This is a genomic window from Altererythrobacter epoxidivorans, assembly GCF_001281485.1.
Classification (GTDB): Bacteria; Pseudomonadota; Alphaproteobacteria; order Sphingomonadales; family Sphingomonadaceae; genus Erythrobacter; species Erythrobacter epoxidivorans.
In genome coordinates this window covers 1011400-1033378 of sequence record NZ_CP012669.1, presented here as the reverse complement: position 1 = coordinate 1033378, position 21979 = coordinate 1011400, and the positions used below count along the sequence as shown (strand labels likewise).

Sequence of the window (21979 nt, the reverse complement as noted above, 5' to 3'; positions counted from 1 at the left end):
TCAAAAAAATGCGGACAGGTGTTGTATTCGCCTACAACACCACCATGTCGGTAGTTGGCCGCCCTGTATGCTTCGGAACATTCGGGCGCAAGTTGCGTTGCAACATAGAAGGCTGATCAGGCAGGTTCAGTCACATTATTACACAGCCACGGAGGGCAAAGGACCAAGTCATGGCAGAAGCAACCACTACCCCCACCACCACGAAAGCCCGCAAGACCCCGGCGAAAAAGTCGACCGCGAAGAAAACCGTCGCGGCGACTGCTACCGACAACACGGCAGAAGCGAAGAGCCGTTTCAACGCCGCGCTCGACGAAGCCAAGGCCGGCGCCGCAGCGCTGCGTGCAGAAGCTGGCGAGCGTGCCGGTGCTTACCGCGATTCGGCAAAGTCGAAGGGAAATACGCTCATGGCCGATGCGAAGTCCTACGGCGCCGAAGCGAAGACCCGCGCAGGCGATCTCGCAACCGACGGCAAGACAAAGGTCAGCGATGGCCTCGCCTCGCTCGGGAAGGTCGTCGCAGACACTGCTACCGATCTCGATAGCCGCTTTGGCGAACAGTACGGCGATTACGCCCGCAAGGCTTCGCGTTCGCTCCAGGAAGCATCGGCAAAGCTCGACAGCAAGAGCGTCGACGAGCTTGGCGAAGATGCTCGCGAGTTTGTTCGCAAGAGCCCCGGTGTCGCTGTCGGCATCGCAGCAGTTGCAGGATTCCTGCTTGCACGCGTATTCCGCGGCAGCCGCGACTGATTTGCGGCTGAGAGGGGCTGATAATGCGTGAGGAGGACCTGCCGAATGAACGGCAGGAAGAGCACGGCGTCGAAGACGAATTCGACGCCGCAATGCTCGGCGAAGATGAGGCAGGCTACTCCGGTGGCTCGCTGACGGATGATGTCGTTGCCCTGTTCGAGGATGGCAAGACTTATGTCGAGGCCGAACTGGCCTACCAGAAGTCCCGCGCCGCCTTTGCAGCAGAGAACGGCAAGTCCGCGGCACTGCTCGGCATATCGGCCTTTGCGCTCATCCACCTCGCGCTCATCGCCCTGGTTGTCGGGGCAATTATTGCACTAGCTCCGATCGTAACCGCCTTCGGAGCCATCGCGATCGTCGTAGGCGTCCTTCTTGCCGCGGCTTTCGCGCTCGTCGTCATGATGCGACGTCACACGCGGGCCATCGGCAAGGCATTTTCGGAAGGCGAGAAATGAGCGATCTCGAACGACGGATGATCGAAGACAGGGCTATTCGCGACGCCGCGAAAGCTCTCGTGCATGCCGATTATGCGCACTTGCGCGCAGATTTCGCCGGCAAGGGCATCGGCGAGCGGATGCTCGACAATGTCGGCGAAGGCGCCCGCGATGTGTTCGAGCGCGCAGCCGACGCAGCCGAAACTCACCGTGGGGTCCTCGCGGCCCTGATCGGAGCGGTGTTCGTATGGTTCGCCCGAAATCCGATCATGTCGCTTTTCGTCGCCGAAGGAGGTGACGATGGCCAGGACGAGGACGCGGAACACGATTGAACTGCGGCACGCCTTGCCACTGAAATCAAATTCGAACTTTGGAGCATTCCATGACGACTGAAGAAAAACGCGCCGAACTTCGCGAGAAGATTGAAGCCGGCGAGAAGCGCAATGCCGAACGCACCTTTGTCGATACCGCGCGTGAAGCCGCAGACAGCGCGACTACCTTCGTCAAAAAGCACCCTTTCGCAACGCTAGGCGGCGCTGTCGTTGTCGGCCTCGCCATTGGTGCCATGACCAAGCCCGGACGCCACCTGACGAAGCGCGGCGGAGTCCTTGCCGGACTGGCCGCCGATGCCGCCCTCGCTTACGGCATGACGATGATCGACCGCGCTGGCGACCTCGCCCGCGACGGACAGGACAGACTAGAGGATTTCGGCGATTCTCTTGGCGATACCGCCCGTCATGCAAAGCGGGAAGCCAGCTACCTCGCAGGAACCGCGTCGGACAAGACGCGCTCTGCGGCCCGCGGCGTTGCCCGCAAGGCCGGGCGTGCAGCGCGTGACCTGCGCGCGCGCGTCAACCACTAGAGCACCAGACATTGGTCGCAAAGCGGCGCGACGGGGTTTGCCTGTCGCGCCGCTTCGTTTATGGGCGCGTCGAAATCCCCTCCCCAAGGATCGAAAGCACTCACAATGGAAGAAACCGAAACCAACCAGAAGCTCCACCTCGTGATGGGTGGCCGCGTAAAAGATCCGCGCAGCATGGAATTTGCTGATCCCGAAAGCCTCCATGTCGTAGGCGTCTTCAGCAATTATGACGCAGCGGTCGATGCATGGCGCGCCAATGCGCAGCGCACTGTCGACGACGCCGAGATGCGTTATGTGGTGGTGCACATCCACAGGCTGCTGACGCCGGACGCCTGATCGCGTTGTGGCCTATTCCATCCGCGAATATCGCGACGGCGACGCCACTGCCCTTGCGAGGCTGCTCGCCGAAGCGATCGCCGTCATCGGGCCACATAGATATAGCGAAGCGCAAGTGGCCGCCTGGGGTGCACGTCACCCCGGGCCGGACCGCCTGAAGCAACGCGTCGATGACGGGGCGATGATCTTCGTTGCCGCGGACAGCCATGATGTGCCGGTGGCCTATGCGATGCTGGAACCCGATGGCCATCTGGACCATCTATACTGCCATCCCGACCATACACGGCGCGGCCTGGCCCTCGAGGTACTGATGGCCGCTGAATCGAAGGCGCGACAGCTTGGCGTGGAGCGCCTTTTCACGGAGGCAAGCGAGCTAGCCCGCGCAGCATTCGAGCGGGCAGGCTACGAGGTCACGCACCGGCGCGACTTCGAGATCGTTCACGACGGCAAGGCCGTCCCGATCCACAATTATGCGATGGAAAAGCGGCTCGATTGAGCCGCCCTCCTCTCTCGATCAGATGAACTCGATCTTGTCGACGAGGTAGAACTTGTCACCCGAAGGAACGGTCACCTCTACCTCTTCGCCGACTTCCTTGCCGATCAAGGCGCGGGCGATGGGCGAATTGTAGGAGATGCGGCCTTTGCCGGCATCGGCTTCGGTCTGACCGACGATCTGGTATTTGACCGGCTTGTCGTCTTCATCGAGCAGGGTGATCGTTGCACCGAAGATAATCTTGTCACCCGACAGCGTGGCGGGATCGATGATCTGGGCGCGACTGACCTTGTCTTCCAGTTCGGCGATCTGCGCCTCTACCTGGCCCTGCCGTTCCTTCGCAGCATGGTATTCGGCATTTTCCGAAAGGTCGCCATGCGCGCGGGCTTCCTCGATCGCATCGACAATCTTCGGGCGTTCCGCACGGAGCGTCTTGAGATCGGCAGTGAGCCGCTCGTAACCCTCGGCGAGCATCGGAACTTTTTCCATCGTAGCCATCCCAGTCTTCCTTTGGCGCGCCGCCTCCCAATTCTACCGCAAGAGGGTCATTTCGTCCTTGGCCGCATCTGGCGAAGCGGCTGTCCGGGCTCGAAATGTAGGGAAGGACGCTAAATTCGAATTTCAGCTATAATAGTCCTGCAACGAGCGGACTTCAAGCTGGCTTGCATTAACTGCACGAATTGCGCTTGTTGCAGCAATCGAAGCGGCAGCAGTCGTGTAATACGGAACCTTCGCCTCGAGCGCGGATGCACGGATCGATTTGGAGTCCAGCAAGCTCTGCCAGCCCTCGGTGGTATTGAAGATCAGGTCCACTTCGCCATCGATAATCCGGTCGACGATATGCGGCTGTCCTTCCGCAACCTTGTTGACGCGCTCGACTTCCAGCCCCTGCTCGCTCAGGAAAGTTTGCGTTCCCCCGGTGGCGATAACGTTGAAACCTTGTTCGATCAGCGAGCGAACCGCCGGGACGATCGGACCCTTGTCGGTATTCTTCACCGAAACGAAGACCGTTCCTCCGGTGGGCAGCTTCATCCCGGCACCGAGCTGCGACTTGTAGAAAGCCGCTTCGAAATTGCGATCGATGCCCATGACTTCACCCGTCGATTTCATTTCGGGGCTCAGGATCGGATCGCTTCCCGGGAAACGGGCGAAGGGGAACACGGCCTCCTTCACTGCCATGTAGGGCAGGTCGCGCTTGAAGGGTTCGAACGTGGCAAGCTTTTCGCCAGCCATCACCCGGCTCGCGATCTTGGCAACGGGCTGTCCAATGGCCTTTGCGACGAAGGGCACAGTGCGGCTTGCACGCGGGTTCACTTCGATCAGGTAAACCTCGCCATCCTTCACCGCGAACTGGACGTTCATCAGGCCAACGACGTTCAACGCCTTGGCGAGCGAGACCGCCTGGCGCTCCATCTCCTCGATGATCTCTGCAGGCAGAGAGTATGGCGGCAGGGTGCAGGCGCTATCGCCCGAGTGAACGCCGGCTTCCTCGATATGCTGCATTACGCCGGCGATGCGCACTTCCTCGCCATCGCAGAGTGCGTCGACGTCGCATTCGATTGCGTCGCGCAGGTACTGGTCGACCAGGACCGGGCTTTCGCCCGACACGTTGACGGCGGTCTTGATGTAGTCGTCCAGCTGCGCTTCGCTGTCGACGATCTCCATCGCACGTCCGCCAAGGACGTAGCTTGGGCGCAGCAGCACCGGATAGCCAATGCGCGCAGCGACCGCAGCGGCTTCGTCGCGGCTGTAGGCGATGCCGTTCTCCGGCTGCTTCAGTTTCAACTTGTTGACCAGCTTGGCAAAGCGCTCGCGGTCTTCTGCAAGGTCGATCGCGTCGGGTGATGTGCCGAGGATCGGAATGCCCGCATCTTCCAGCGCCTGCGCCAGTTTCAACGGAGTCTGACCGCCGAACTGCACGATGACGCCAACCAGCTCACCGCGAGACTGCTCTACCCGGAGGATTTCGAGCACGTCTTCTGCGGTCAGCGGTTCGAAATAGAGGCGGTCCGATGTGTCGTAATCGGTCGAAACCGTTTCCGGGTTGCAGTTGACCATGATCGTTTCGAAGCCCGCTTCGGCCAGAGCGAAACAGGCGTGAACGCAGCAATAGTCGAACTCGATGCCCTGGCCGATGCGGTTGGGACCGCCGCCGAGGATGACTATCTTCTTGCGGTCGGAAGGCTGCGCCTCGTTCTCCGGTTCGCCAAAGGTTGGCGCTTCGTAGGTCGAGTACATGTAGGGCGTGATCGCTTCGAACTCGGCGGCGCAGCTGTCGATCCGCTTGAACACCGGATGCACGCCCAGCTTGTGCCGCAGTTCGCACACTTCCTTCTCGCTGGTCGCACCCGCCATGACCTTGAGCGCATCGTGCAACAGGCCCGAGCGGCGCGCCTGAGTTTCGGCAAGCCCGCCGGCCACGCCCACGGAACGGACGGCCAGCGTGGCAAGGCGCTTGTCGGAAAAGCCCATCGCTTTCAGGCGGCGCAGGTCGGCAGCCTCGCGCGGGAGGCCTTCTTCGCCGATACGCTTTTCAGCGGCGATGATCTCCTCGATCTGGCGCAGGAACCAGGGGTCGTAGGAAGTGACCGTGTGGATTTCCTCAACGCTCATCCCCTCGCGGAATGCCTGTGCGACTTGCAGCAGACGGTCCGGCGTTCGCTTCGAAAGTGCTGCGGTGATGACTTCGCGCGAAACGCCTTCCAGCTCGGTCACGCGATTGAACCCGTCGAGACCGGTTTCGAGGCCGCGCAATGCCTTTTGCACGCTTTCCTGAAAGTTGCGGCCGATCGCCATGACCTCGCCCACCGACTTCATCGCGGTGGCGAGTTCGGGCTTGGCCCCCTTGAATTTCTCAAAGGCGAAGCGCGGAATCTTGGTCACGACATAGTCGATGGTCGGTTCGAAGCTGGCAGGCGTTGCGCCGGTGATCTCGTTCGTGATCTCGTCCAGCGTGTAACCGACCGCCAGTTTCGCCGCGACGCGCGCAATCGGGAAGCCGGTTGCCTTTGAAGCCAGCGCCGATGAGCGTGACACGCGCGGGTTCATCTCGATCACGATCAAACGGCCGTCTGCCGGATTGACCGCGAACTGAACGTTGGAGCCGCCCGTCTCGACGCCGATCTCGCGCAGCACCTCGATGCTGGCGGTGCGCATGATCTGGTATTCCTTGTCGGTCAGCGTAAGCGCAGGGGCAACGGTGATCGAGTCCCCAGTGTGAACGCCCATCGGATCGACATTCTCGATCGAGCAGATGATGATGGCGTTGTCGTGCTTGTCGCGCACGACCTCCATCTCATATTCCTTCCAACCGAGCAGCGATTCCTCGATCAGAACCTCGGTGGTGGGTGACGCGTCGAGACCTTCGCGAACGATGCGCTCGAATTCGGCCTTGTTGTAAGCGATGCCGCCGCCGGTGCCGCCGAGCGTGAAGCTGGGGCGGATGATAGAGGGCAGTCCGGTGGTTTCGAGAACCGCGAAAGCCTCGTCCAGCGTATGCGCCACGCCTGAGCGCGCGCTTTCAAGCCCGATTTTGTCCATTGCAGCGCGGAAACGCTGGCGATTTTCCGCCTTGTCGATCGCGTCCGCCTTGGCCCCGATCATCTCGACACCGAACTTCTCCAGCACGCCCATGGAATCGAGCGCCAGCGCGCAGTTCAATGCGGTCTGCCCGCCCATCGTGGGCAGCACAGCATCGGGTCGCTCTTTCTCGATGATCTTGGCGACGATTTCGGGCGTGATCGGCTCGATATAAGTCGCATCGGCGAACTCAGGATCGGTCATGATCGTGGCCGGGTTCGAGTTTACCAGGATGACGCGATAGCCGTCTTCCTTCAGCGCCTTGATCGCCTGCGTGCCGGAATAGTCGAACTCGCAAGCCTGTCCGATGATGATCGGACCGGCGCCAATGACGAGGATCGAGGAGATGTCAGTACGTTTGGGCATTTTGTTCCTACTTGGCAGGCGGAGCCACTTTTTCAGGTTGCTCGACGGGCTCTGTCGATTCTTGCTGAGTGATTTGCTCCCAAGTTTCGCCCCCGAGCAGTCGGGTCTGCATCCACAATATATTAGCTACATCTCTCATCGCCTTCTGCGAATCCTGCAAAAGGTTGTCGCGATAATAGAATCCTCGGCTTCCGAAACCGCCAGTTTGTATGTCAGTTTCTCGCAAGCTTAGACCCGCTGCTTTCGACATCTCAAACAAGAGCCGAGTGAGCTTCACCGATGTATTTTCCCCGACCTTTCGGACTTGCTCGTCAGACATATTTTCGGTGTCGACGTTTGCCGCTTCTAAGAATTCACGATGCGCGGAAAGAACGGATGGGCAATCGTTAAACTCAACTGGCACTAGCTTGATTGCGACCTGATAGGACGGATCGCTAGGAAAATCTCGCGAAGACAACAGCAAGCGCAACGTAATGAGCTTCGCATCTTGTCGTTTGCGACGGCCCTCAATCCAAAGGGTAATCCCGACCGCTACGATTGGGCCGATGACTATTGCGGCGATTGTGATCCAATCCGATGAAGTCACCCCAGCATCCCCACGAACTTCTCGAACAGGTAGAAGCTGTCCTGTGGACCAGGGCTTGCCTCGGGGTGGTACTGCACGCCGAAGGCCTTCTTGCCGGTAATGCTGATCCCGCAGTTGGAGCCGTCGAAGAGCGAAACGTGGGTCTGCTCGACTTCAGGCGGTAGGGTGTCGGCATCGACCGCGAAGCCGTGGTTCATGCTGGTGATCTCGACGAGGCCCTGCGTTTCGCCCCATGCCTCGCCCACGCGCTGTACCGGGTGGTTCGCGCCGCGGTGGCCCTGGTGCATCTTGGTGGTCTTGGCACCCGCCGCCAGCGCCAGCATCTGATGGCCGAGGCAGATGCCGAACAGCGGGATGTCGCGGTCGAGCAACGCCTTGATCACCGGCACGGCATATTCACCCGTCGCTGCCGGATCGCCCGGACCGTTGGAAAGGAACACACCCGCCGGTTCCAGTGCAAGGATATCCTCAAGGCTGGTCTTGGCCGGAACCACCGTCACCTTCGCCCCAGCCTTCACCAGATTGCGGAAGATGTTGTCCTTCGCGCCGTAATCGATCGCGACGACATGCGGCTTGCCCGACCAATCGGCACGGCCATAGCCGTGGCCAAGCCGCCAGTAACCGCCGCCCCAGTCTTCCTGCGCTTCGCGGCTGACGCGTGTGGCGAGGTCCATGCCCTCCAGCCCGGCCCAGTCCTTTGCCCTCTGGAGCAGCGCGGGAATATCGAAATTGCCCGCCGGATCGTGCGCGATCACGGCATTGGGTGCGCCGGCAAGGCGGATCTTGCGGGTCAGCGCGCGGGTATCGACGCCCGAAAGCCCGATCTTGCCGTTCTTCTCCATCCAGTCGGTAAAGGTCAGCTCGCTGCGGAAATTGCTCGGCGCGGTCACGTCCTCGCGCGTTACGCAGCCGATGGCCCCTTCGACCTTGCTCTCGATATCTTCGGCATTGGCGCCGACGTTACCGATGTGGGGGAATGTGAAGGTGACGATCTGTGCCGCGTAGGACGGATCGGTCATCACTTCCTGATAGCCGGTCATAGCGGTGTTGAAGCAAACTTCGCCCACCGCACTTCCGGTGGCGCCGAAGCCCTTGCCCCAGATCACGCTTCCGTCGGCCAGAACGAGGACTCCCGTCGCACCTTTAGGTTGCGCAGGAGTAGAGGCGGCAGAAGCCATGTGGCGCTCCGTTCAGTTGGTTTTCCAGCAATGTCGCTAAGTCTCAGCCGCTAGCCATCCGCCCCGCCCCCGTCAATGCCGCAGTGCGGGAAAAGTCGACAAATCCGGGCAGAATTTCCATTTTCCGGATTAAGGCCTATCTGGCCCGTAAATCCGAACAGCAATTCACGCACCAATTCGAACCTCAAGGGATCAAACAATGCTCCGCGACGACATCAAGACCGCCACCGTCACCGCCATGAAGGCCGGTGACAAGGACCGCACGGCGACACTTCGCCTGATCGGCGCCAAGATCAAGGACCGCGACATCGAGCTGCGCACCTCCTCGAAAGAGGTCGCAGACGACGATCTCGTCACCGAAGTACTACAAAAAATGGCCAAGCAGCGGCGCGAGTCGATAACCATGTATGTTGACGGTGGTCGCGAGGAACTGGCCGACCAGGAACGCCGCGAACTGGCAGTTATCGATGAGTTCCTGCCTCAGATGCTTAGCGAGGAAGAAACGAAGGCTGCGATTGCGGATGTGAAGGCAAGCATTGGCGCCGATTCCATTAAGGATATGGGCCGCGTCATGGCGGAACTGAAGGCGCGCCACGGCGCTGTACTGGACATGAGCATGGCCAGCGCACTGGTCAAACAGAGCTATTGAAAGTGAGCCAAAAATGAAAACCCTGTCCCTCGCCCTGACCGCGGTATTAGCAACCGGCCTGGTCGCCTGCACCGACGAAGCATCGGTCGAGAATACCGACCTCGACGTCGCCACGACCGACGGGGAAGCTGCCGCCAAGGCGAGGGAAATCCAGGGAGGCGACCTTGCCGACCTGCAACTGGGTGCGAAGATCGTCGGACCCCAGGGCGAAGAAGTGAAAGCACGCCTGACCAACGAGGCCGGGGCCTTCGCCGACATCACATCCTACGTCGCCTGTCCAAAGGGCGTGACGGAGTGCGATCCAGCGACCGCGCCAAACGGCATGATCTACACCTATGTCCACACCGTCTATCCGGGAGAGGATAACCAGGATGACAGCGGCAGCGGGACCGGTGCAGACAGTTCGGATGTCGAGATCGCGACCAGCTTCATGATGACGCAGCCCGCCTATGGCTTCACCGGCGCGGTGGGCTATTCGACCGCAGAGGTCATCCGCGCCGTCGGCAACAAGGCGCAAGTCGTCATTACCTGCCTTGATGGCGGCATCGTCTGGACAATCAATGCAGGTGGCGGCGGCGACCAGTGGGAACAGGCAGAACCCATAACCTTCTGGTGGCAGTCGACAGTACCGCCTGCCGGCCCTGCCGATGCCTATGCGATCAAGGCCAACTATGTCACCGCAACCGGAAATGGACCTTATCCCGCCAAATCCGATCAGGCGCCCAGTGCTTGCACAGCCCCTTCCACAGACGGCTGACGCTATCTCTTGAACTGGGGGCCGGTGGCGCGCATTGAAGCGTGATGGCCCTATCCCCGCAATGGCTGGATGAATTACGCGCGCGCATCACGCTTTCGAGTGTGATCATGCGCACGACCAAGCTGCAGCGTGCGGGCCGCGAATGGAAGGCGTGCTGCCCCTTCCACGATGAGAAGACGCCCAGCTTCTACGTCAATGACCAGAAGGGGTTCTACCACTGCTTCGGCTGCCAGGCGCATGGCGACGTCATCAGGTGGATGACAGACCAGCGCGGCCTGCCGTTCATGGACGCGGTCAAGGAATTGGCCGAAGAGGCTGGGCTCGAGGTACCCCGCCCCGATCCTCGAGAGGCCCAGCGCGCAGAAAGACGCGCTACGCTTGTCGATGTGACAACAGCAGCGCAGGACTGGTTCGTCGAAAACCTTCACGGCGACGCTGGCGCCAAGGCGCGCGACTACTTGCGATCGAGAGGTTTCAGCCGCCGGATCGTCGGTGAATTCGGCTTCGGCTTCGCGCCCGACAGCAAGGTTGCCCTCAAGGGCGCGCTCGGCGAATTCGACGAGGCAATGCTGGTTGAGGCTGGCCTGCTGATCTCTGTTGACGACAAGGCACCCTATGACCGGTTTCGCGACCGGTTGATGCTGCCCATCCAGGATGCACGCGGCCGCATGATCGCATTCGGTGGACGCATTCTCGAAAGCCGTGACGGCGTCGCCAAATATCTCAATTCGCCCGACACTCCGTTATTTGACAAGGGACGCACTCTCTACAACCTGCATCGCGCAGGCCCTGCATCACGCCAGAGCGACCGTATCGTCGTGGTCGAAGGCTATATGGACGTGATCGCACTCGCCAATGCCGGGATCGCCGATGCCGTCGCACCACTCGGCACGGCCCTGACCGAGACCCAGATCGAGATGCTCTGGCGACTGGTGGACTCACCCGTCCTCTGCTTCGACGGAGACAATGCAGGGCAGCGAGCGGCCATGCGGGCGATTTCGCGCGCGCTCCCCATGCTTCGTGCCGGAAAAAGCCTTTCGATCGTGCGCCTGCCGACCGGCCTCGACCCGGACGACCTGATCAAGCAGGAGGGCGCTCCCGCGATGGAGAAGCTGCTGTCGCAGCCGGTGTCGCTGTTGCAGACCCTGTGGGAGTTCGAGCGGGATGCAGCACCGCTAAACACGCCGGAAGACAAGGCCGGGCTGAAAGCGCGCATCCTGGCTCATGTCGACAGCATCGAACATCCCGACATCAAGGCGTTGTATCGGCGCGAGCTTCTCGAGAAATTCTCCGCCTTCGCCTTCCCTCCCCGACCGCAGCGCGAATGGCGTCCTGGCGGCGGAGGCCGCTCGCAGGTCAGGCCCCAGGCGACAGTCTCGGGCGATGCCGTGGCGAAGCTTTCGAAAGCCCTTTCGGGCGGCGCACGAGACGCGCTGACGCTGGCAACCGTTCATGGACTTCTGCGCCACGCCAGCGAGATTGCGCGGCATTCCGAAGCACTCGGCAGGCTTGCCCGACTGGACGAGAAAACCTCACCCATGGTGGAATCTCTCTTCGAGGTGTCGGAAACGCTTGATTCGCACGACAATGTAGCCATATCGGTCGCGCAAGGCCTTCCCGCCCCACCGGAACCTAACCGTTACGCCTTCCTCAGAGAAGGCACAGACCCGGTAGATGCGCGCGAGGAATTGGCCGAAGCTGTTTCGCTGCTGGTCGAAAGACCGGCGCTGGAGGCTGCCATCAAGGCGGCCACCGCGCGTTTCGACGAAGACCCCGAGGGCTCCTTTGCCGAACAGGCCAGGCTGCGACAACGGCTCGCCGGATTGAATGACCGCCTGAAAACTTTCGGGCGCAAGAAGGCCGCAGCCGCGGCTGAACTGGAAATTGCACCGGAACCGGCTGACGAGCCGGTCTCCGATTTGGAAACGGACTGACAGAGCATATGGCCTCCACCGCAAAAGGCGCTGACAAAGACGATGCGCCGCTGATCGATCTGAACGAAGCGCAGATCAAGAAGCTTATCTCGAAGGCGAAGAAAAAGGGTTACGTCACCTATGACGAGCTCAACGAAGCGCTACCTTCAGGCGAGATGAGCCCCGATCAGATCGAGGACATCCAAACTGCACTTTCCGAAATGGGCGTGCAGATCGTCGAGAACGACGAGGAAGCCGAAGCCGAGGCGGAACAGGATGCCGAAGTCGAGGAAATGACCGTCGACGACGATTCCGATGACGACGACGATGACGGCGAGACCAAGAAAACCGCCAAGAAGACGACGGCTGCTGCCGCCAAGAAAACCGCCACCGGTGAACGTACCGACGATCCGGTACGCATGTATCTGCGCGAAATGGGGGCAGTCGAGCTCCTCAGCCGCGAGGGCGAAATCGCCATTGCAAAGCGTATCGAGTCCGGACGCGACATGATGATCATGGGCCTTTGCGAAAGCCCGATCACCTTCCACGCGATCATCCAGTGGTCCGAAGCGCTCAACAACGAAGACATGCAGCTGCGCGAGATCCTCGATCTCGACGCCATGCTTTCGAAGGAACCGCCGGCGGACAAGCTTGCCGACGACGCCGAAGACGATGACGACGATGGCGAGATTTCGGAAGAAACCGCAGGTCCGACCATCCGCGACGACGATGATGCCGACGACGACGATGACAGCGATTCCGACGACGAAGACGGCGAAGAAGGTTCGTCCAAGCGTCGCGAGGAAGAGGACGAGGAAGACAACACCATGTCCCTCGCCCAGATGGAGGCCGCTCTCAAGCCGGATGCCATCGAACGCTTTGCGCGTATCACCAAGCTGTTCAAGACATTCGAGAAGCTTCAGGCAGAACGCGTCGATATCCTTGCTGCAGGCGACGAATTCCCCGCCGCGAAGGAACGGAAGTATGAGGCCCTTCGCGAAGAGCTGACGGCCGAGGTTGAATCGGTCCAGTTCCACGCGACGAAGATCGAATTCCTCGTCGACAACCTCTATGCCTTCAACCGCCGCCTGACGGCCCTTGGCGGCCAGATGCTGCGCCTTGCCGAGCGTCACAAGGTCAAGCGTATCGACTTCCTCAATGCCTATGTCGGCAACGAGCTGGACGAGAACTGGCTGTCTGAAAAGGCGAAGAAGGACAAGAAATGGGCTGCCTTCGCCGAGAAGGAAGCCGATGCGATCGACCGTATCCGCACCGAAATCGCGGATATCGCGAGCCAGACCGGCATGTCGCTCGAAGAGTTCCGTCGCATCGTCAACATGGTGCAGAAGGGCGAGCGCGAAGCGCGTATCGCGAAGAAGGAAATGGTCGAGGCCAACCTGCGCCTCGTGATTTCCATCGCCAAGAAATACACCAACCGCGGCCTGCAGTTCCTCGACCTGATCCAGGAAGGCAACATCGGCCTGATGAAGGCGGTCGACAAGTTCGAGTACCGCCGCGGCTACAAGTTCAGCACCTATGCCACCTGGTGGATCAGGCAGGCGATCACCCGCTCGATCGCCGACCAGGCACGCACGATCCGTATCCCGGTCCACATGATCGAAACGATCAACAAGCTGGTTCGCACTTCGCGCCAGTTCCTTCACGAGGAAGGCCGCGAGCCGACCCCCGAGGAAATGGCAGCGCGCCTGTCCATGCCTCTCGAGAAGGTCCGCAAGGTGATGAAGATCGCCAAGGAACCGATCAGCCTTGAAACGCCGATCGGCGACGAGGAGGATTCGCACCTCGGCGATTTCATCGAGGACAAGAACGCGATCATCCCGGTCGACGCCGCGATCCAGGCGAACCTCAAGGAAACCGTCACCCGCGTCCTTGCCTCGCTCACCCCGCGCGAAGAGCGCGTGCTGCGCATGCGTTTCGGTATCGGCATGAACACCGATCACACGCTGGAAGAAGTCGGCCAGCAGTTCTCGGTCACCCGCGAACGCATCCGTCAGATCGAGGCGAAGGCGCTTAGGAAGCTCAAGCACCCGAGCCGCAGCCGCAAGATGCGCAGCTTCCTGGATCAGTAAACAGGAAGCCGCCCTTGCCCGCTTGCGAGTCTGCGGCGGCTTCAATATATCGCGATTCGCTTGCGTAACTGACGAGACAGGCGGAGCACCGCCGTGGAGCGCGAGCCTTGTTTTGCCGCTCGTCTGGGCACCCTCCAACAACAAAGGTGTGCCATGCGCATTGCGATCGCTTCTGACCATGCAGCCATCGACCTGAAGGCCGCTCTGCGCGAGTGGTTGATCGAAGAAGGGCACGAGGTTGCCGACCTCGGCCCGGATTCGCACGATAGCGTCGATTATCCCGACTTCGGCTATAAACTCGCCGGTGTCGTCGCCGACGGCACTGCCGAACGCGGAATTGCGCTCTGCGGAAGCGGCATCGGCATTTCCATCAGCGTGAACCGCAATCCCGCCGTTCGATGCGCACTCGTTTCAGAACCGCTGTCGGCTGAGCTTTGCCGCGAACACAACGATGCAAATTGCATCGCCATCGGCGCGCGCCTGACCGGGATCGACATGGCCAAGGCATGCGTGACCGCATTTCTCGAAACCGAATTCGCCGGCGGGCGCCACCAGCGCCGCGTCGACAAGCTTTCCAACCCCAGTTGCTGAGTAATCCCATGACCACCGACACGCTCAATCGCCCGATGCAGGGATTCTGGAACGACACGCTCGAACAGGCAGATCCGGAAATTTTCGCCGCCGTTCGCAAGGAACTGAAGCGCCAGCAGGACAAGATCGAACTGATCGCGAGCGAAAACATCGCCTCACGCGCAGTCCTCGAAGCGACCGGCAGCGTCTTCACCAACAAATACGCCGAAGGTTACCCGGGCAAGCGCTATTACGGCGGGTGCGATTATGCCGACGTCGTCGAAACGCTGGCAATCGAACGTGCCAAGCAGCTCTTCGGATGCAATTACGCCAATGTTCAGCCGAACTCCGGTAGTCAGATGAACCAGGCGGTGTTTCTCGCGCTACTCCAGCCTGGCGACACGTTCATGGGCCTCGACCTCAATTCGGGCGGGCACCTTACCCACGGTTCACCGGTCAACATGAGCGGAAAGTGGTTCAATCCCGTAGCCTATGGCGTGCGCAAGGAAGACGAGCGTATCGACATGGACGAAGTCATGGCGATTGCGAAAGAACACAAGCCCAAGCTCATCATCGCAGGCGGCACCGCCTATTCGCGGGTGTGGGATTGGGAAGCGTTCCGCAAGGTTGCCGACGAAGTCGGGGCCTACCTGATGGTCGACATGAGCCATATTTCGGGGCTCGTCGCTGGGGGTGCCCACCCCTCGCCCTTCCCACATGCACATGTCGTAACCACGACCACGCATAAGAGCCTGCGCGGCCCGCGCTCGGGTGTCATCCTCTGGAATGACGAGGATCTGACCAAGCCGCTCAACATGGCGGTCTTCCCCGGTATGCAGGGTGGCCCGTTGATGCATGTCGTCGCGGCCAAGGCCGTCGCTTTCGGCGAAGCGCTGCGCCCCGACTTCAAGGATTATGCTGCAGCGGTCGTCGCCAACGCCCGCGCACTTGCAGCAAGCCTTGAGGAAAATGGCCTGCGCATCGTTTCGGGCGGCACCGACAACCATTCGATGCTGGTCGATCTGACGGCAAAGGACGTTACCGGCAAGGACGCCGAAAAGGGCCTCGATCGCGCTTGGCTCACCTGCAACAAGAATGGTATCCCCTACGACACGCGCAGCCCCTTCGTGACCAGCGGCATTCGCCTCGGCACTCCGGCCGGCACCACCCGCGGTTTCGGCACCGAAGAATTCCGCAAGGTCGGTGCCCTGATCGCCGAAGTTGTCGAAGGGCTTTCGAAAAACGGGCCCGAGGGGGATGCGCAAGTCGAAGAAAGCGTCCGCCGCAAGGTCAGCGAACTCTGTGCGGACTTCCCGGTCTATCCGGGCATGTGAGGAACAGACAATGGCAGCAGACGACCCCCAGGAACCAAAGCACCAGGATCACGAACTGATCCCCGACGCGACGGCTGAAATCAAAGGCATAGCGAAAGAAGGCATGAAGCACCCCTCTACCAAACCGGTGCTGACAGGTGCAGCAGTCGGCGCGGTTGCAGGTGCGCTCTTGCCGGTAGTGACATGGCCGGTAGGCCTGATCGCTGGCGCCGGTTTCATGCTGTACAAACGGATACGCCCCTGAATGCGGTGTCCGTTTTGTGCGCATGATGACAGCCAGGTAAAGGACAGCCGACCGACCGAAGACAGCACTTCGATCCGTCGACGCCGCCAATGTTCAAGCTGCGGCGCGAGGTTCACGACTTTCGAGCGCGTTCAATTGCGTGAAGTCATCGTGGTGAAGAGCGGCGACCGCCGCGAAGCCTTCGATCGCAGCAAGCTGGAGCAGTCTGTCGCCCTCGCCTGTCGCAAGCGTAGCGTGGAGCAGGAGCGGATTGACCAACTCGTCTCGGGGATCCAGCGCCAGGTCGAGACCGCTGGAGACTCAGAGGTCGCCTCGGCACGGATCGGCGAGATGGTCATGAACGGCCTGCGCCAGATCGACACCGTGGCCTATATCCGGTTCGCCAGCGTCTATCGCGACTTCAGCGAGGCAAAGGACTTCGAGGAATTCGCCAGCACCGTGCAGGAAGCCGCACAGACCGAGACAACCGGAGCCTGAGATGGCCGGAAATCAGCCCGTGATCGTGCTCGTCCGGCCGCAACTGGGCGAAAATATCGGCAAGGCCGCGCGCGCCATGCTCAATTTCGGGCTGACCGAGATGCGACTTGTCGCGCCGCGAGACGGCTGGCCCAATCCTTCCGCCGGTCCGGCAGCGGCCGGCGCAGACATCATCCTCGACCAGGCGAAGATCTACGACACGACTGCCGAAGCGGTCGCCGATTGCACCCATGTCTATGCCTCCACCGTGCGCAAGCGGGGCGTGACCAAACCTGTTGTCGGCCCGGATGAAGCAGCGCGCGCCATCCACGCGGAACCTGGCAAGAGCGCAATCCTTTTCGGACGCGAGGCCTCCGGACTTGAAACAGAAGATGTCGCCCTCGCCCGCACCATTCTGACCGTTCCGATCAATCCTGAATTCGGATCGCTCAACCTGGCCCAGGCCGTGATTCTCTGCGCCTACGAATGGTCGAAGCAGGCATCGGTCGTTCAACCGACGCAAGAGGAACATCTGCCACCCGCTCCTCAGGAAGAGTTGGACGGGATGATCGCCCATCTGGAAGGCATGCTCGAGCCGAAAGGCTATTTTTTTCCCGAGGCCCGTGCGGACGCGACCCGCAAGACCTTGCGCACCCTGCTGACCAAGCCGGGCTGGAACCATCTTGAAGTGCGGACGCTGCGCGGGGTGCTCAGTTCCCTCGAACGCGCGCCGAAGGATCGGATCAGCTCCTGATCCTGTCCCATTCGACGAGTTCGTAGGCAATGGAGCTTTCAACGAGAAGCTCCCAGATTTCCGCGATTTTTTCGCCCGGAAGGCCGCGTTCAATCGCGTCCGCGCGCGCATTTTCGATCACTTGGGCCTTGCGTGCCTCGTCGCGAACATGGCCACGATCGGCTTTTATGCGCGCCGCTGCCCGCATATAGCCGAAACGCCTGTCAAGCAGCGCCATCAGCTCGCGGTCGGTCGCATCGACCCCGGTACGAACTTCGCTCATATCGCGGCAATCGTCGGGCAAGAGGTAATCGGTTTTCATATGCGCGCCCCTGCCTTGCCACGCGCGCGATGTCGAGCATCTATTCCGCCCTTGACGAAAGCCGCGAAATTGCTATTTGCGCGCCTTCGCGAATTGGCCCCGTATCCCGGTGAAGCGGTGGCCGCGTTGGATGACACGATCCAGCGGTGCGATGCCGGGTTGAATGGCCGCCAATGGGGTGGCTCAGCAAATTGAAGGATACGACATATGTCGAAGCGCAAGAGCGCCAAGTACAAACTCGACCGCCGGATGGGTGAAAACATCTGGGGTCGTCCGAATTCTCCGGTGAACAAGCGTTCCTACGGTCCGGGCCAGCACGGCCAGCGCCGCAAGAGCAAGATGAGCGACTTCGGTCTGCAGCTTCGCGCCAAGCAGAAGCTCAAGGGCTACTACGGCGACGTGACCGAGAAGCAGTTCAAGCGCACCTACACCGACGCGACCCGTATGAAGGGTGACACCGGTCAGAACCTCATCGGCCTGCTCGAGCGCCGTCTCGACATGATCGTCTATCGCGCAAAGTTCGCTCCGACGATCTTCGCTGCACGCCAGCTCGTCAGCCACGGTCACATTCGCGTCAACGGCGTGAAGTGTAACGTTGCAAGCCGTCGTTGCGACGTCGGCGACGTCATCAGCCTCGGCAACAAGGCCAAGGAAATGGCTCTCGTTATCGAAGCGCAGAGCCTGCCCGAGCGTGACATTCCCGACTACGTTTCGACCGACGGCAACGAAAAGGTGACCTTCACCCGCGTGCCGAAGCTCGACGAAGTTCCTTATCCGGTTACGATGGAACCGAACCTGGTCGTCGAATTCTATTCGCGCTGATCTTTCGGATCATCCGGAAAAAAGAAGGCGGTCCCTCGGGGCCGCCTTTTTTGTTGGCCAATCTCTACTGCAGAAGTCGTGGCGCATCCCCGACCAGCGGCTTTGAAAACCGCTCGGGCAGCGCGAACTTTTCGGCAGCTTGCGCAGCCCAGGCATGCGCTGCTGCGATCTCCTTTTCGAGCCTCGCAATAGACTCTGCCTCGCGCGCAAGGCGGACTTCGGGATCGTAATCGAGGGCCGGGTTCTTGGAATAAGAGTGATAGAGCTCGCTCTCGCAGATCTCGCGGGCTTCGCCCGGTCGCAACGATACGCCGAACAACTCTGCCGCGGCGATCACCGTATCTTCTGCGTTGTCGAAAATCTCTGCCGCATGAAGGCTGTACACGTTGGGGAATTCGTCCAGCAAGCGGCTGTAGAGGATCATTTGCGACAGCCACAGAGCAGCGGCTTTCTCGGCGGGCGAATTTGCCGCAGCATGCTCACACCATTCGCTGTCGGCCATGCGCATTTCGTCGAATACGCGCTCGGTCCAATCGACATGGCCGGGCGTGCGCAATGTCGCAGCCACGTAATTTGAGAGCGGGAAATACAACATTACGGCAGGAGCTTCTGGCTCTATCCGCATCAATCGATCCGCGATGAAATTGACAGGGACCGTGCCCTTGATCACCAAAGGAGCGCCTTGTTCCCATCGCTTGGCCAGAGCGTGGCGCACCATGGGCAACAACCGCTCGCCCATCTCGTCCAGTTGTCCACTGCCGCCTGCGCGAATACCGACACGGCGGAGCGCTGCCGGCTCTCTCAGAACCAGGCTACGACCCGGGTGATCGAGCGCCCGGGCGAGCAATGTCGAACCGCACTGGGCTATGTGGAAAATCCACCCGATGCTGCGCGTTTCTCCCGGAGCATTCTCATAGCCGGAGAGTAGCTGGTTCAACGGCGCCTGGATCGGCGGAGCACCCGCATGGCGAATACGCCCATCCAGAAAGATCGAACGGAGGTAATCCTCTCGCTTCATCTGCAGGAAATGGGCGGAATCCGCATCCATTTCGTAGAGGAAAATACGCGGATCGTTGAGCACATCGGCAAGTGTAATCGACATGCGACCTGCCCTAGCATGCAGTTCAAGGATAGACTATCTAGCTTGGCCATGACCGCTCTGGATACACTGGCAAAACCTTCCACTCCCGTCCTTGTTGAAGGCGACGGACGCTCGCTCAACGATGTCGACGTCGACCGAGTCCGCGCTGAGATCGAAAAGCATGGCGCGGTGCTCCTGCGCGGGTTCGAAACCGACGTTGACAGTTTTGCCGCGTTGGGAAGCAACCTGTGCACGTCCGCTTCCTATAACGAGAGTCCCAATCGTGAACTTCTTCACAAGGACGGAGCGGTCCAGACGGTAAACCTCGGCAGCGACCCTTTTCCTCTCCACCCCGAGCTTTCGCGAGAGCCATGGCGGCCCGACCTGGCAATGTTCGGATGCATCGAGCCTCCTGAGGTCGGGGGGCAGACCAATATTTGCGACGGGATTGCCATCGCCAGAAACCTGCCACCCGATGTTCGGGCGCAGCTCGAAAAAGGCACTCTGTTCTATATCCGTGCAGCTTCGCCGGATGTTCTCGAATTCTGGCTCGGCACGCGGGAGCCTTCCGACGAATTGCTGGCCAACCCTCCAGCCAGCTGCCCATATTGGTTTCGCCGCCGCGAGGATCGGGTGCTGCGCGGATTTACCCGCCCAGCGCTGGAGCCGACCCTCTTCCAGAACGAAGGTGCGTTCGTAAATTTCATTCTTTTCGCCCGCGATTATCTGCGGTCGACAAGATTCCCGCTGATGGACGGAAAACCAATTCCGGACGAAATGCTCGACCAGATCCGCTCGGTCGCACGATCGCAAACCTATTCGCACCGATGGCAGCAGAACGACGTTGTCTTGCTGGACAACAGCCGTTTCATGCATGGACGAAAGGCCATTGCTAACCCGGATGGTCGCCGCATTGCGACTTACTTCGGTTATCTCAAAGGTGTGACACGGCTTGGAGTGGAAATAGCTGACCCGATCTGGAGGCGCGAGACATTCATTCCGCCGGACCGGCCGGACGACAGCTAATTTTGAACGGCCCAAAAAAGCCTCTCTTTTTAGCAATCGCCCGATGGATTGCGGGAACCGGCAAAGCATTGACGTATTTGCATAAAATCATGTGCAAATACCGTTTCATTACGAAAAATCGCGTCGGGAAATGGTATCCGACACTGGAAGAAGCGCAAGCGCAGGCAAATGCCATCGGCGCCGGGTTTTACGACCAGTATTCGGGCCGATTCACACCGTATCGTGGTACGTTGCTGGAGTTCGGCGAAGGCGGTTCACGCCTTCAGGACTGGAGATAATCCTGCCTGAATTTTGCGGCGAATGCAGTAAAGCGCCCTTCCCCGATCGCATCGCGCATGGCCTGCATCAGTTGCTGGTAGAAGCTCAGATTGTGCTCGGTCACCAGCATTGCACCCAGTATCTCGCCCGACTTTTGCAAATGATGCAGGTAGGCGCGTGAATAGGTCCCGCAAGTCGGACAAGCACATCGTTCGTCGAGCGGGCCGGTATCCTCGGCATGGCGCGCGTTCCGCAGGTTCAACGGACCGTCCCAGGTGAACGCCTGGCCGTTGCGGCCTGAGCGCGTTGGCAAAACGCAGTCAAACATGTCGATGCCGCGCTCGACAGCGCCGACGAGATCGTCGGGCTTGCCGACGCCCATGAGGTAGCGCGGGCGATCCTGCGGCAGCATATCAGGCGCGAAATCGAGCGTTGCGAACATAGCCTCCTGCCCTTCGCCAACGGCTAGCCCACCTACCGCATAACCGTCGAAGCCGATCTCGGTCAGCTTCTCGGCACTGATACGGCGCAGGTCTTCATCGAGTGCGCCTTGCTGTATCCCGAACAAGGCTGCACGTGCTGCGTGCTCCCCACCGCTATCGAAAGCATCACGACTGCGCTTCGCCCAGCGCATCGACATTTCCATGCTCCGCGCAATGACCTCGCGCGACTGGTCGGCACGCGGACATTCGTCGAAAGCCATGACGATATCCGAACCGAGCAAGCGCTGGATTTCCATGCTGCGTTCGGGCGTCAGCATATGTTTCGAGCCATCGATATGACTGCGAAATTCCACCCCTTCCTCGGTCAGCTTGCGAAGGTCGGACAGGCTCATCACCTGGTACCCTCCGCTATCGGTGAGGATCGGGCGCTCCCAGTTCATGAACTGGTGCAGGCCGCCCAGTCGAGCAACCCGTTCGGCACCAGGCCGCAGCATCAGGTGGTAGGTATTGCCGAGGATGATGTCGGCACCCGTTTCGCGCACCGCCTCCGGTTTCATTGCCTTTACTGTCGCGGCCGTGCCGACAGGCATGAAAGCGGGCGTACGAATATCGCCGCGCAGCATGGAAATGCGTCCGGTGCGTGCCTTGCCGTCGGTGGCGGAGATCTCGAATTTGAAGCGTTCGGCCATGGACGGTGCGCT

General features: G+C 60.4%; 25 protein-coding genes and 1 riboswitch. Of the genes, 18 read left to right on the top strand and 7 right to left on the bottom strand.

The annotated features are described in order from the left end of the window. Positions 1-170: 170 nt before the first annotated feature. From AMC99_RS05275 to AMC99_RS05250, 6 genes are all read left to right on the top strand, one after another. Positions 171-746 carry a hypothetical protein gene (locus AMC99_RS05275; RefSeq protein ID WP_061923743.1) on the top strand — a complete coding sequence of 192 codons (576 nt, stop codon included), beginning with the start codon at positions 171-173 and terminating at the stop codon, positions 744-746. A 23-nt stretch (positions 747-769) separates the two neighbouring features. After that, complete coding sequence (locus AMC99_RS05270; RefSeq protein WP_061923740.1) at positions 770-1201, top strand: phage holin family protein; 432 nt, start codon at positions 770-772, stop codon at positions 1199-1201. Further along, positions 1198-1512 carry a hypothetical protein gene (locus tag AMC99_RS05265; protein ID WP_061923737.1) on the top strand — a complete coding sequence of 105 codons (315 nt, stop codon included), beginning with the start codon at positions 1198-1200 and terminating at the stop codon, positions 1510-1512. Before AMC99_RS05270 ends, AMC99_RS05265 begins: the two co-directional genes overlap by 4 nt. Before the next feature lie 50 nt (positions 1513-1562). After that, positions 1563-2042 carry a hypothetical protein gene (locus tag AMC99_RS05260; protein ID WP_061923734.1) on the top strand — a complete coding sequence of 160 codons (480 nt, stop codon included), beginning with the start codon at positions 1563-1565 and terminating at the stop codon, positions 2040-2042. A gap of 105 nt (positions 2043-2147) precedes the next feature. Beyond that, positions 2148-2378, top strand: a complete 231-nt coding sequence (locus AMC99_RS05255) for a DUF4170 domain-containing protein (RefSeq protein WP_061923731.1) — start codon at positions 2148-2150, stop codon at positions 2376-2378. Positions 2379-2385: 7 nt separating this feature from the next. Then, a complete protein-coding gene (locus AMC99_RS05250; RefSeq protein ID WP_061923729.1) occupies positions 2386-2874 on the top strand; it encodes a GNAT family N-acetyltransferase in 489 nt (162 codons plus the stop codon). Between the two features lie 18 nt (positions 2875-2892). Here AMC99_RS05250 and greA read toward each other — a convergent pair whose 3' ends face one another. The 4 genes from greA to carA all read right to left on the bottom strand — a co-directional run bounded on the left by greA (position 2893) and on the right by carA (position 8580). After that, a complete protein-coding gene (gene greA, locus AMC99_RS05245) occupies positions 2893-3369 on the bottom strand; it encodes a transcription elongation factor GreA (protein WP_061923727.1) in 477 nt (158 codons plus the stop codon). Between the two features lie 123 nt (positions 3370-3492). Continuing rightward, complete coding sequence (gene carB / locus AMC99_RS05240; protein ID WP_061923724.1) at positions 3493-6816, bottom strand: carbamoyl-phosphate synthase large subunit; 3324 nt, start codon at positions 6814-6816, stop codon at positions 3493-3495. A gap of 7 nt (positions 6817-6823) precedes the next feature. Next, the gene (locus tag AMC99_RS05235) at positions 6824-7402 is read right to left on the bottom strand and encodes a DUF6680 family protein (RefSeq protein ID WP_061923721.1); all 579 of its coding nucleotides are present in this window, start codon (positions 7400-7402) and stop codon (positions 6824-6826) included. Beyond that, positions 7399-8580 (bottom strand): glutamine-hydrolyzing carbamoyl-phosphate synthase small subunit, encoded by a 1182-nt coding sequence (gene carA / locus AMC99_RS05230; protein WP_061923718.1) that lies wholly within the window; start codon positions 8578-8580, stop codon positions 7399-7401. Before carA ends, AMC99_RS05235 begins: the two co-directional genes overlap by 4 nt. 199 nt (positions 8581-8779) lie before the next feature. Here carA and AMC99_RS05225 point away from each other — a divergent pair, with 199 nt between their 5' ends. The 9 genes from AMC99_RS05225 to AMC99_RS05185 all read left to right on the top strand — a co-directional run bounded on the left by AMC99_RS05225 (position 8780) and on the right by AMC99_RS05185 (position 17347). After that, positions 8780-9229: a GatB/YqeY domain-containing protein gene (locus tag AMC99_RS05225; RefSeq protein ID WP_061923715.1), complete on the top strand. Its 450-nt coding sequence runs from the start codon at positions 8780-8782 to the stop codon at positions 9227-9229. A 13-nt stretch (positions 9230-9242) separates the two neighbouring features. Further along, a complete protein-coding gene (locus AMC99_RS05220) occupies positions 9243-9986 on the top strand; it encodes a metal ABC transporter substrate-binding protein (RefSeq protein WP_061923712.1) in 744 nt (247 codons plus the stop codon). 44 nt (positions 9987-10030) lie between these two features. Then, complete coding sequence (dnaG, locus tag AMC99_RS05215) at positions 10031-11920, top strand: DNA primase (protein WP_061923709.1); 1890 nt, start codon at positions 10031-10033, stop codon at positions 11918-11920. 8 nt (positions 11921-11928) lie between these two features. Beyond that, a complete protein-coding gene (gene rpoD, locus AMC99_RS05210) occupies positions 11929-13989 on the top strand; it encodes an RNA polymerase sigma factor RpoD (protein WP_061923707.1) in 2061 nt (686 codons plus the stop codon). Positions 13990-14043: 54 nt separating this feature from the next. After that, positions 14044-14125, top strand: a riboswitch (ZMP/ZTP riboswitch). A 17-nt stretch (positions 14126-14142) separates the two neighbouring features. After that, positions 14143-14580 carry a ribose 5-phosphate isomerase B gene (gene rpiB / locus AMC99_RS05205; protein ID WP_061923703.1) on the top strand — a complete coding sequence of 146 codons (438 nt, stop codon included), beginning with the start codon at positions 14143-14145 and terminating at the stop codon, positions 14578-14580. Positions 14581-14588: 8 nt separating this feature from the next. Further along, positions 14589-15893: a serine hydroxymethyltransferase gene (gene glyA, locus AMC99_RS05200; protein ID WP_061923700.1), complete on the top strand. Its 1305-nt coding sequence runs from the start codon at positions 14589-14591 to the stop codon at positions 15891-15893. A gap of 10 nt (positions 15894-15903) precedes the next feature. Then, complete coding sequence (locus AMC99_RS05195) at positions 15904-16137, top strand: hypothetical protein (RefSeq protein ID WP_198143576.1); 234 nt, start codon at positions 15904-15906, stop codon at positions 16135-16137. After that, a complete protein-coding gene (gene nrdR, locus AMC99_RS05190; protein WP_061923697.1) occupies positions 16138-16614 on the top strand; it encodes a transcriptional regulator NrdR in 477 nt (158 codons plus the stop codon). 1 nt (position 16615) lies between these two features. Continuing rightward, positions 16616-17347 (top strand): RNA methyltransferase, encoded by a 732-nt coding sequence (locus AMC99_RS05185; protein ID WP_061923694.1) that lies wholly within the window; start codon positions 16616-16618, stop codon positions 17345-17347. Here the strand turns inward: AMC99_RS05185 and AMC99_RS05180 are convergent. Then, positions 17337-17648 (bottom strand): chorismate mutase, encoded by a 312-nt coding sequence (locus AMC99_RS05180; protein WP_061923692.1) that lies wholly within the window; start codon positions 17646-17648, stop codon positions 17337-17339. The two genes, AMC99_RS05185 and AMC99_RS05180, sit on opposite strands and share 11 nt — an antisense overlap. Positions 17649-17855: 207 nt before the next feature. Here AMC99_RS05180 and rpsD point away from each other — a divergent pair, with 207 nt between their 5' ends. After that, on the top strand, positions 17856-18470 hold the full coding sequence (gene rpsD, locus AMC99_RS05175) for a 30S ribosomal protein S4 (protein ID WP_061923689.1): 615 nt from the start codon (positions 17856-17858) through the stop codon (positions 18468-18470). A gap of 64 nt (positions 18471-18534) precedes the next feature. On the opposite strand, the gene AMC99_RS13855 is transcribed toward rpsD, so the two are convergent. Next, the gene (locus tag AMC99_RS13855; RefSeq protein ID WP_061923685.1) at positions 18535-19572 is read right to left on the bottom strand and encodes a hypothetical protein; all 1038 of its coding nucleotides are present in this window, start codon (positions 19570-19572) and stop codon (positions 18535-18537) included. 48 nt (positions 19573-19620) lie between these two features. Between AMC99_RS13855 and AMC99_RS05165 the strand changes: the two genes are divergently transcribed. Continuing rightward, entirely contained in the window at positions 19621-20577 is a 957-nt protein-coding gene (locus AMC99_RS05165; protein ID WP_061923683.1) for a TauD/TfdA family dioxygenase, read from the top strand. 2 nt (positions 20578-20579) lie between these two features. Then, positions 20580-20855: a hypothetical protein gene (locus AMC99_RS05160; RefSeq protein ID WP_232301515.1), complete on the top strand. Its 276-nt coding sequence runs from the start codon at positions 20580-20582 to the stop codon at positions 20853-20855. Here the strand turns inward: AMC99_RS05160 and tgt are convergent. Beyond that, entirely contained in the window at positions 20840-21967 is a 1128-nt protein-coding gene (gene tgt / locus AMC99_RS05155; RefSeq protein WP_061923676.1) for a tRNA guanosine(34) transglycosylase Tgt, read from the bottom strand. The two genes, AMC99_RS05160 and tgt, sit on opposite strands and share 16 nt — an antisense overlap. Positions 21968-21979 lie beyond the last annotated feature (12 nt).

What these genes read in the sequence shown, in the direction of transcription:
- AMC99_RS05185 (WP_061923694.1), top strand. Translation starts at nt 16,616, where the DNA reads ATGGCCGGAAATCAGCCCGTGATCGTGCTCGTCCGGCCGCAACTGGGC.
- AMC99_RS05180 (WP_061923692.1), bottom strand. Translation starts at nt 17,648, where the DNA reads ATGAAAACCGATTACCTCTTGCCCGACGATTGCCGCGATATGAGCGAA.
- AMC99_RS05275 (WP_061923743.1), top strand. Translation starts at nt 171, where the DNA reads ATGGCAGAAGCAACCACTACCCCCACCACCACGAAAGCCCGCAAGACC.
- nrdR (WP_061923697.1), top strand. Translation starts at nt 16,138, where the DNA reads ATGCGGTGTCCGTTTTGTGCGCATGATGACAGCCAGGTAAAGGACAGC.
- AMC99_RS05255 (WP_061923731.1), top strand. Translation starts at nt 2,148, where the DNA reads ATGGAAGAAACCGAAACCAACCAGAAGCTCCACCTCGTGATGGGTGGC.
- greA (WP_061923727.1), bottom strand. Translation starts at nt 3,369, where the DNA reads ATGGCTACGATGGAAAAAGTTCCGATGCTCGCCGAGGGTTACGAGCGG.
- rpoD (WP_061923707.1), top strand. Translation starts at nt 11,929, where the DNA reads ATGGCCTCCACCGCAAAAGGCGCTGACAAAGACGATGCGCCGCTGATC.
- AMC99_RS05260 (WP_061923734.1), top strand. Translation starts at nt 1,563, where the DNA reads ATGACGACTGAAGAAAAACGCGCCGAACTTCGCGAGAAGATTGAAGCC.
- AMC99_RS05225 (WP_061923715.1), top strand. Translation starts at nt 8,780, where the DNA reads ATGCTCCGCGACGACATCAAGACCGCCACCGTCACCGCCATGAAGGCC.
- AMC99_RS13855 (WP_061923685.1), bottom strand. Translation starts at nt 19,572, where the DNA reads ATGTCGATTACACTTGCCGATGTGCTCAACGATCCGCGTATTTTCCTC.
- AMC99_RS05195 (WP_198143576.1), top strand. Translation starts at nt 15,904, where the DNA reads ATGGCAGCAGACGACCCCCAGGAACCAAAGCACCAGGATCACGAACTG.
- carB (WP_061923724.1), bottom strand. Translation starts at nt 6,816, where the DNA reads ATGCCCAAACGTACTGACATCTCCTCGATCCTCGTCATTGGCGCCGGT.
- AMC99_RS05265 (WP_061923737.1), top strand. Translation starts at nt 1,198, where the DNA reads ATGAGCGATCTCGAACGACGGATGATCGAAGACAGGGCTATTCGCGAC.
- rpiB (WP_061923703.1), top strand. Translation starts at nt 14,143, where the DNA reads ATGCGCATTGCGATCGCTTCTGACCATGCAGCCATCGACCTGAAGGCC.
- tgt (WP_061923676.1), bottom strand. Translation starts at nt 21,967, where the DNA reads ATGGCCGAACGCTTCAAATTCGAGATCTCCGCCACCGACGGCAAGGCA.
- glyA (WP_061923700.1), top strand. Translation starts at nt 14,589, where the DNA reads ATGACCACCGACACGCTCAATCGCCCGATGCAGGGATTCTGGAACGAC.
- carA (WP_061923718.1), bottom strand. Translation starts at nt 8,580, where the DNA reads ATGGCTTCTGCCGCCTCTACTCCTGCGCAACCTAAAGGTGCGACGGGA.
- dnaG (WP_061923709.1), top strand. Translation starts at nt 10,031, where the DNA reads ATGGCCCTATCCCCGCAATGGCTGGATGAATTACGCGCGCGCATCACG.
- rpsD (WP_061923689.1), top strand. Translation starts at nt 17,856, where the DNA reads ATGTCGAAGCGCAAGAGCGCCAAGTACAAACTCGACCGCCGGATGGGT.
- AMC99_RS05270 (WP_061923740.1), top strand. Translation starts at nt 770, where the DNA reads ATGCGTGAGGAGGACCTGCCGAATGAACGGCAGGAAGAGCACGGCGTC.
- AMC99_RS05165 (WP_061923683.1), top strand. Translation starts at nt 19,621, where the DNA reads ATGACCGCTCTGGATACACTGGCAAAACCTTCCACTCCCGTCCTTGTT.
- AMC99_RS05220 (WP_061923712.1), top strand. Translation starts at nt 9,243, where the DNA reads ATGAAAACCCTGTCCCTCGCCCTGACCGCGGTATTAGCAACCGGCCTG.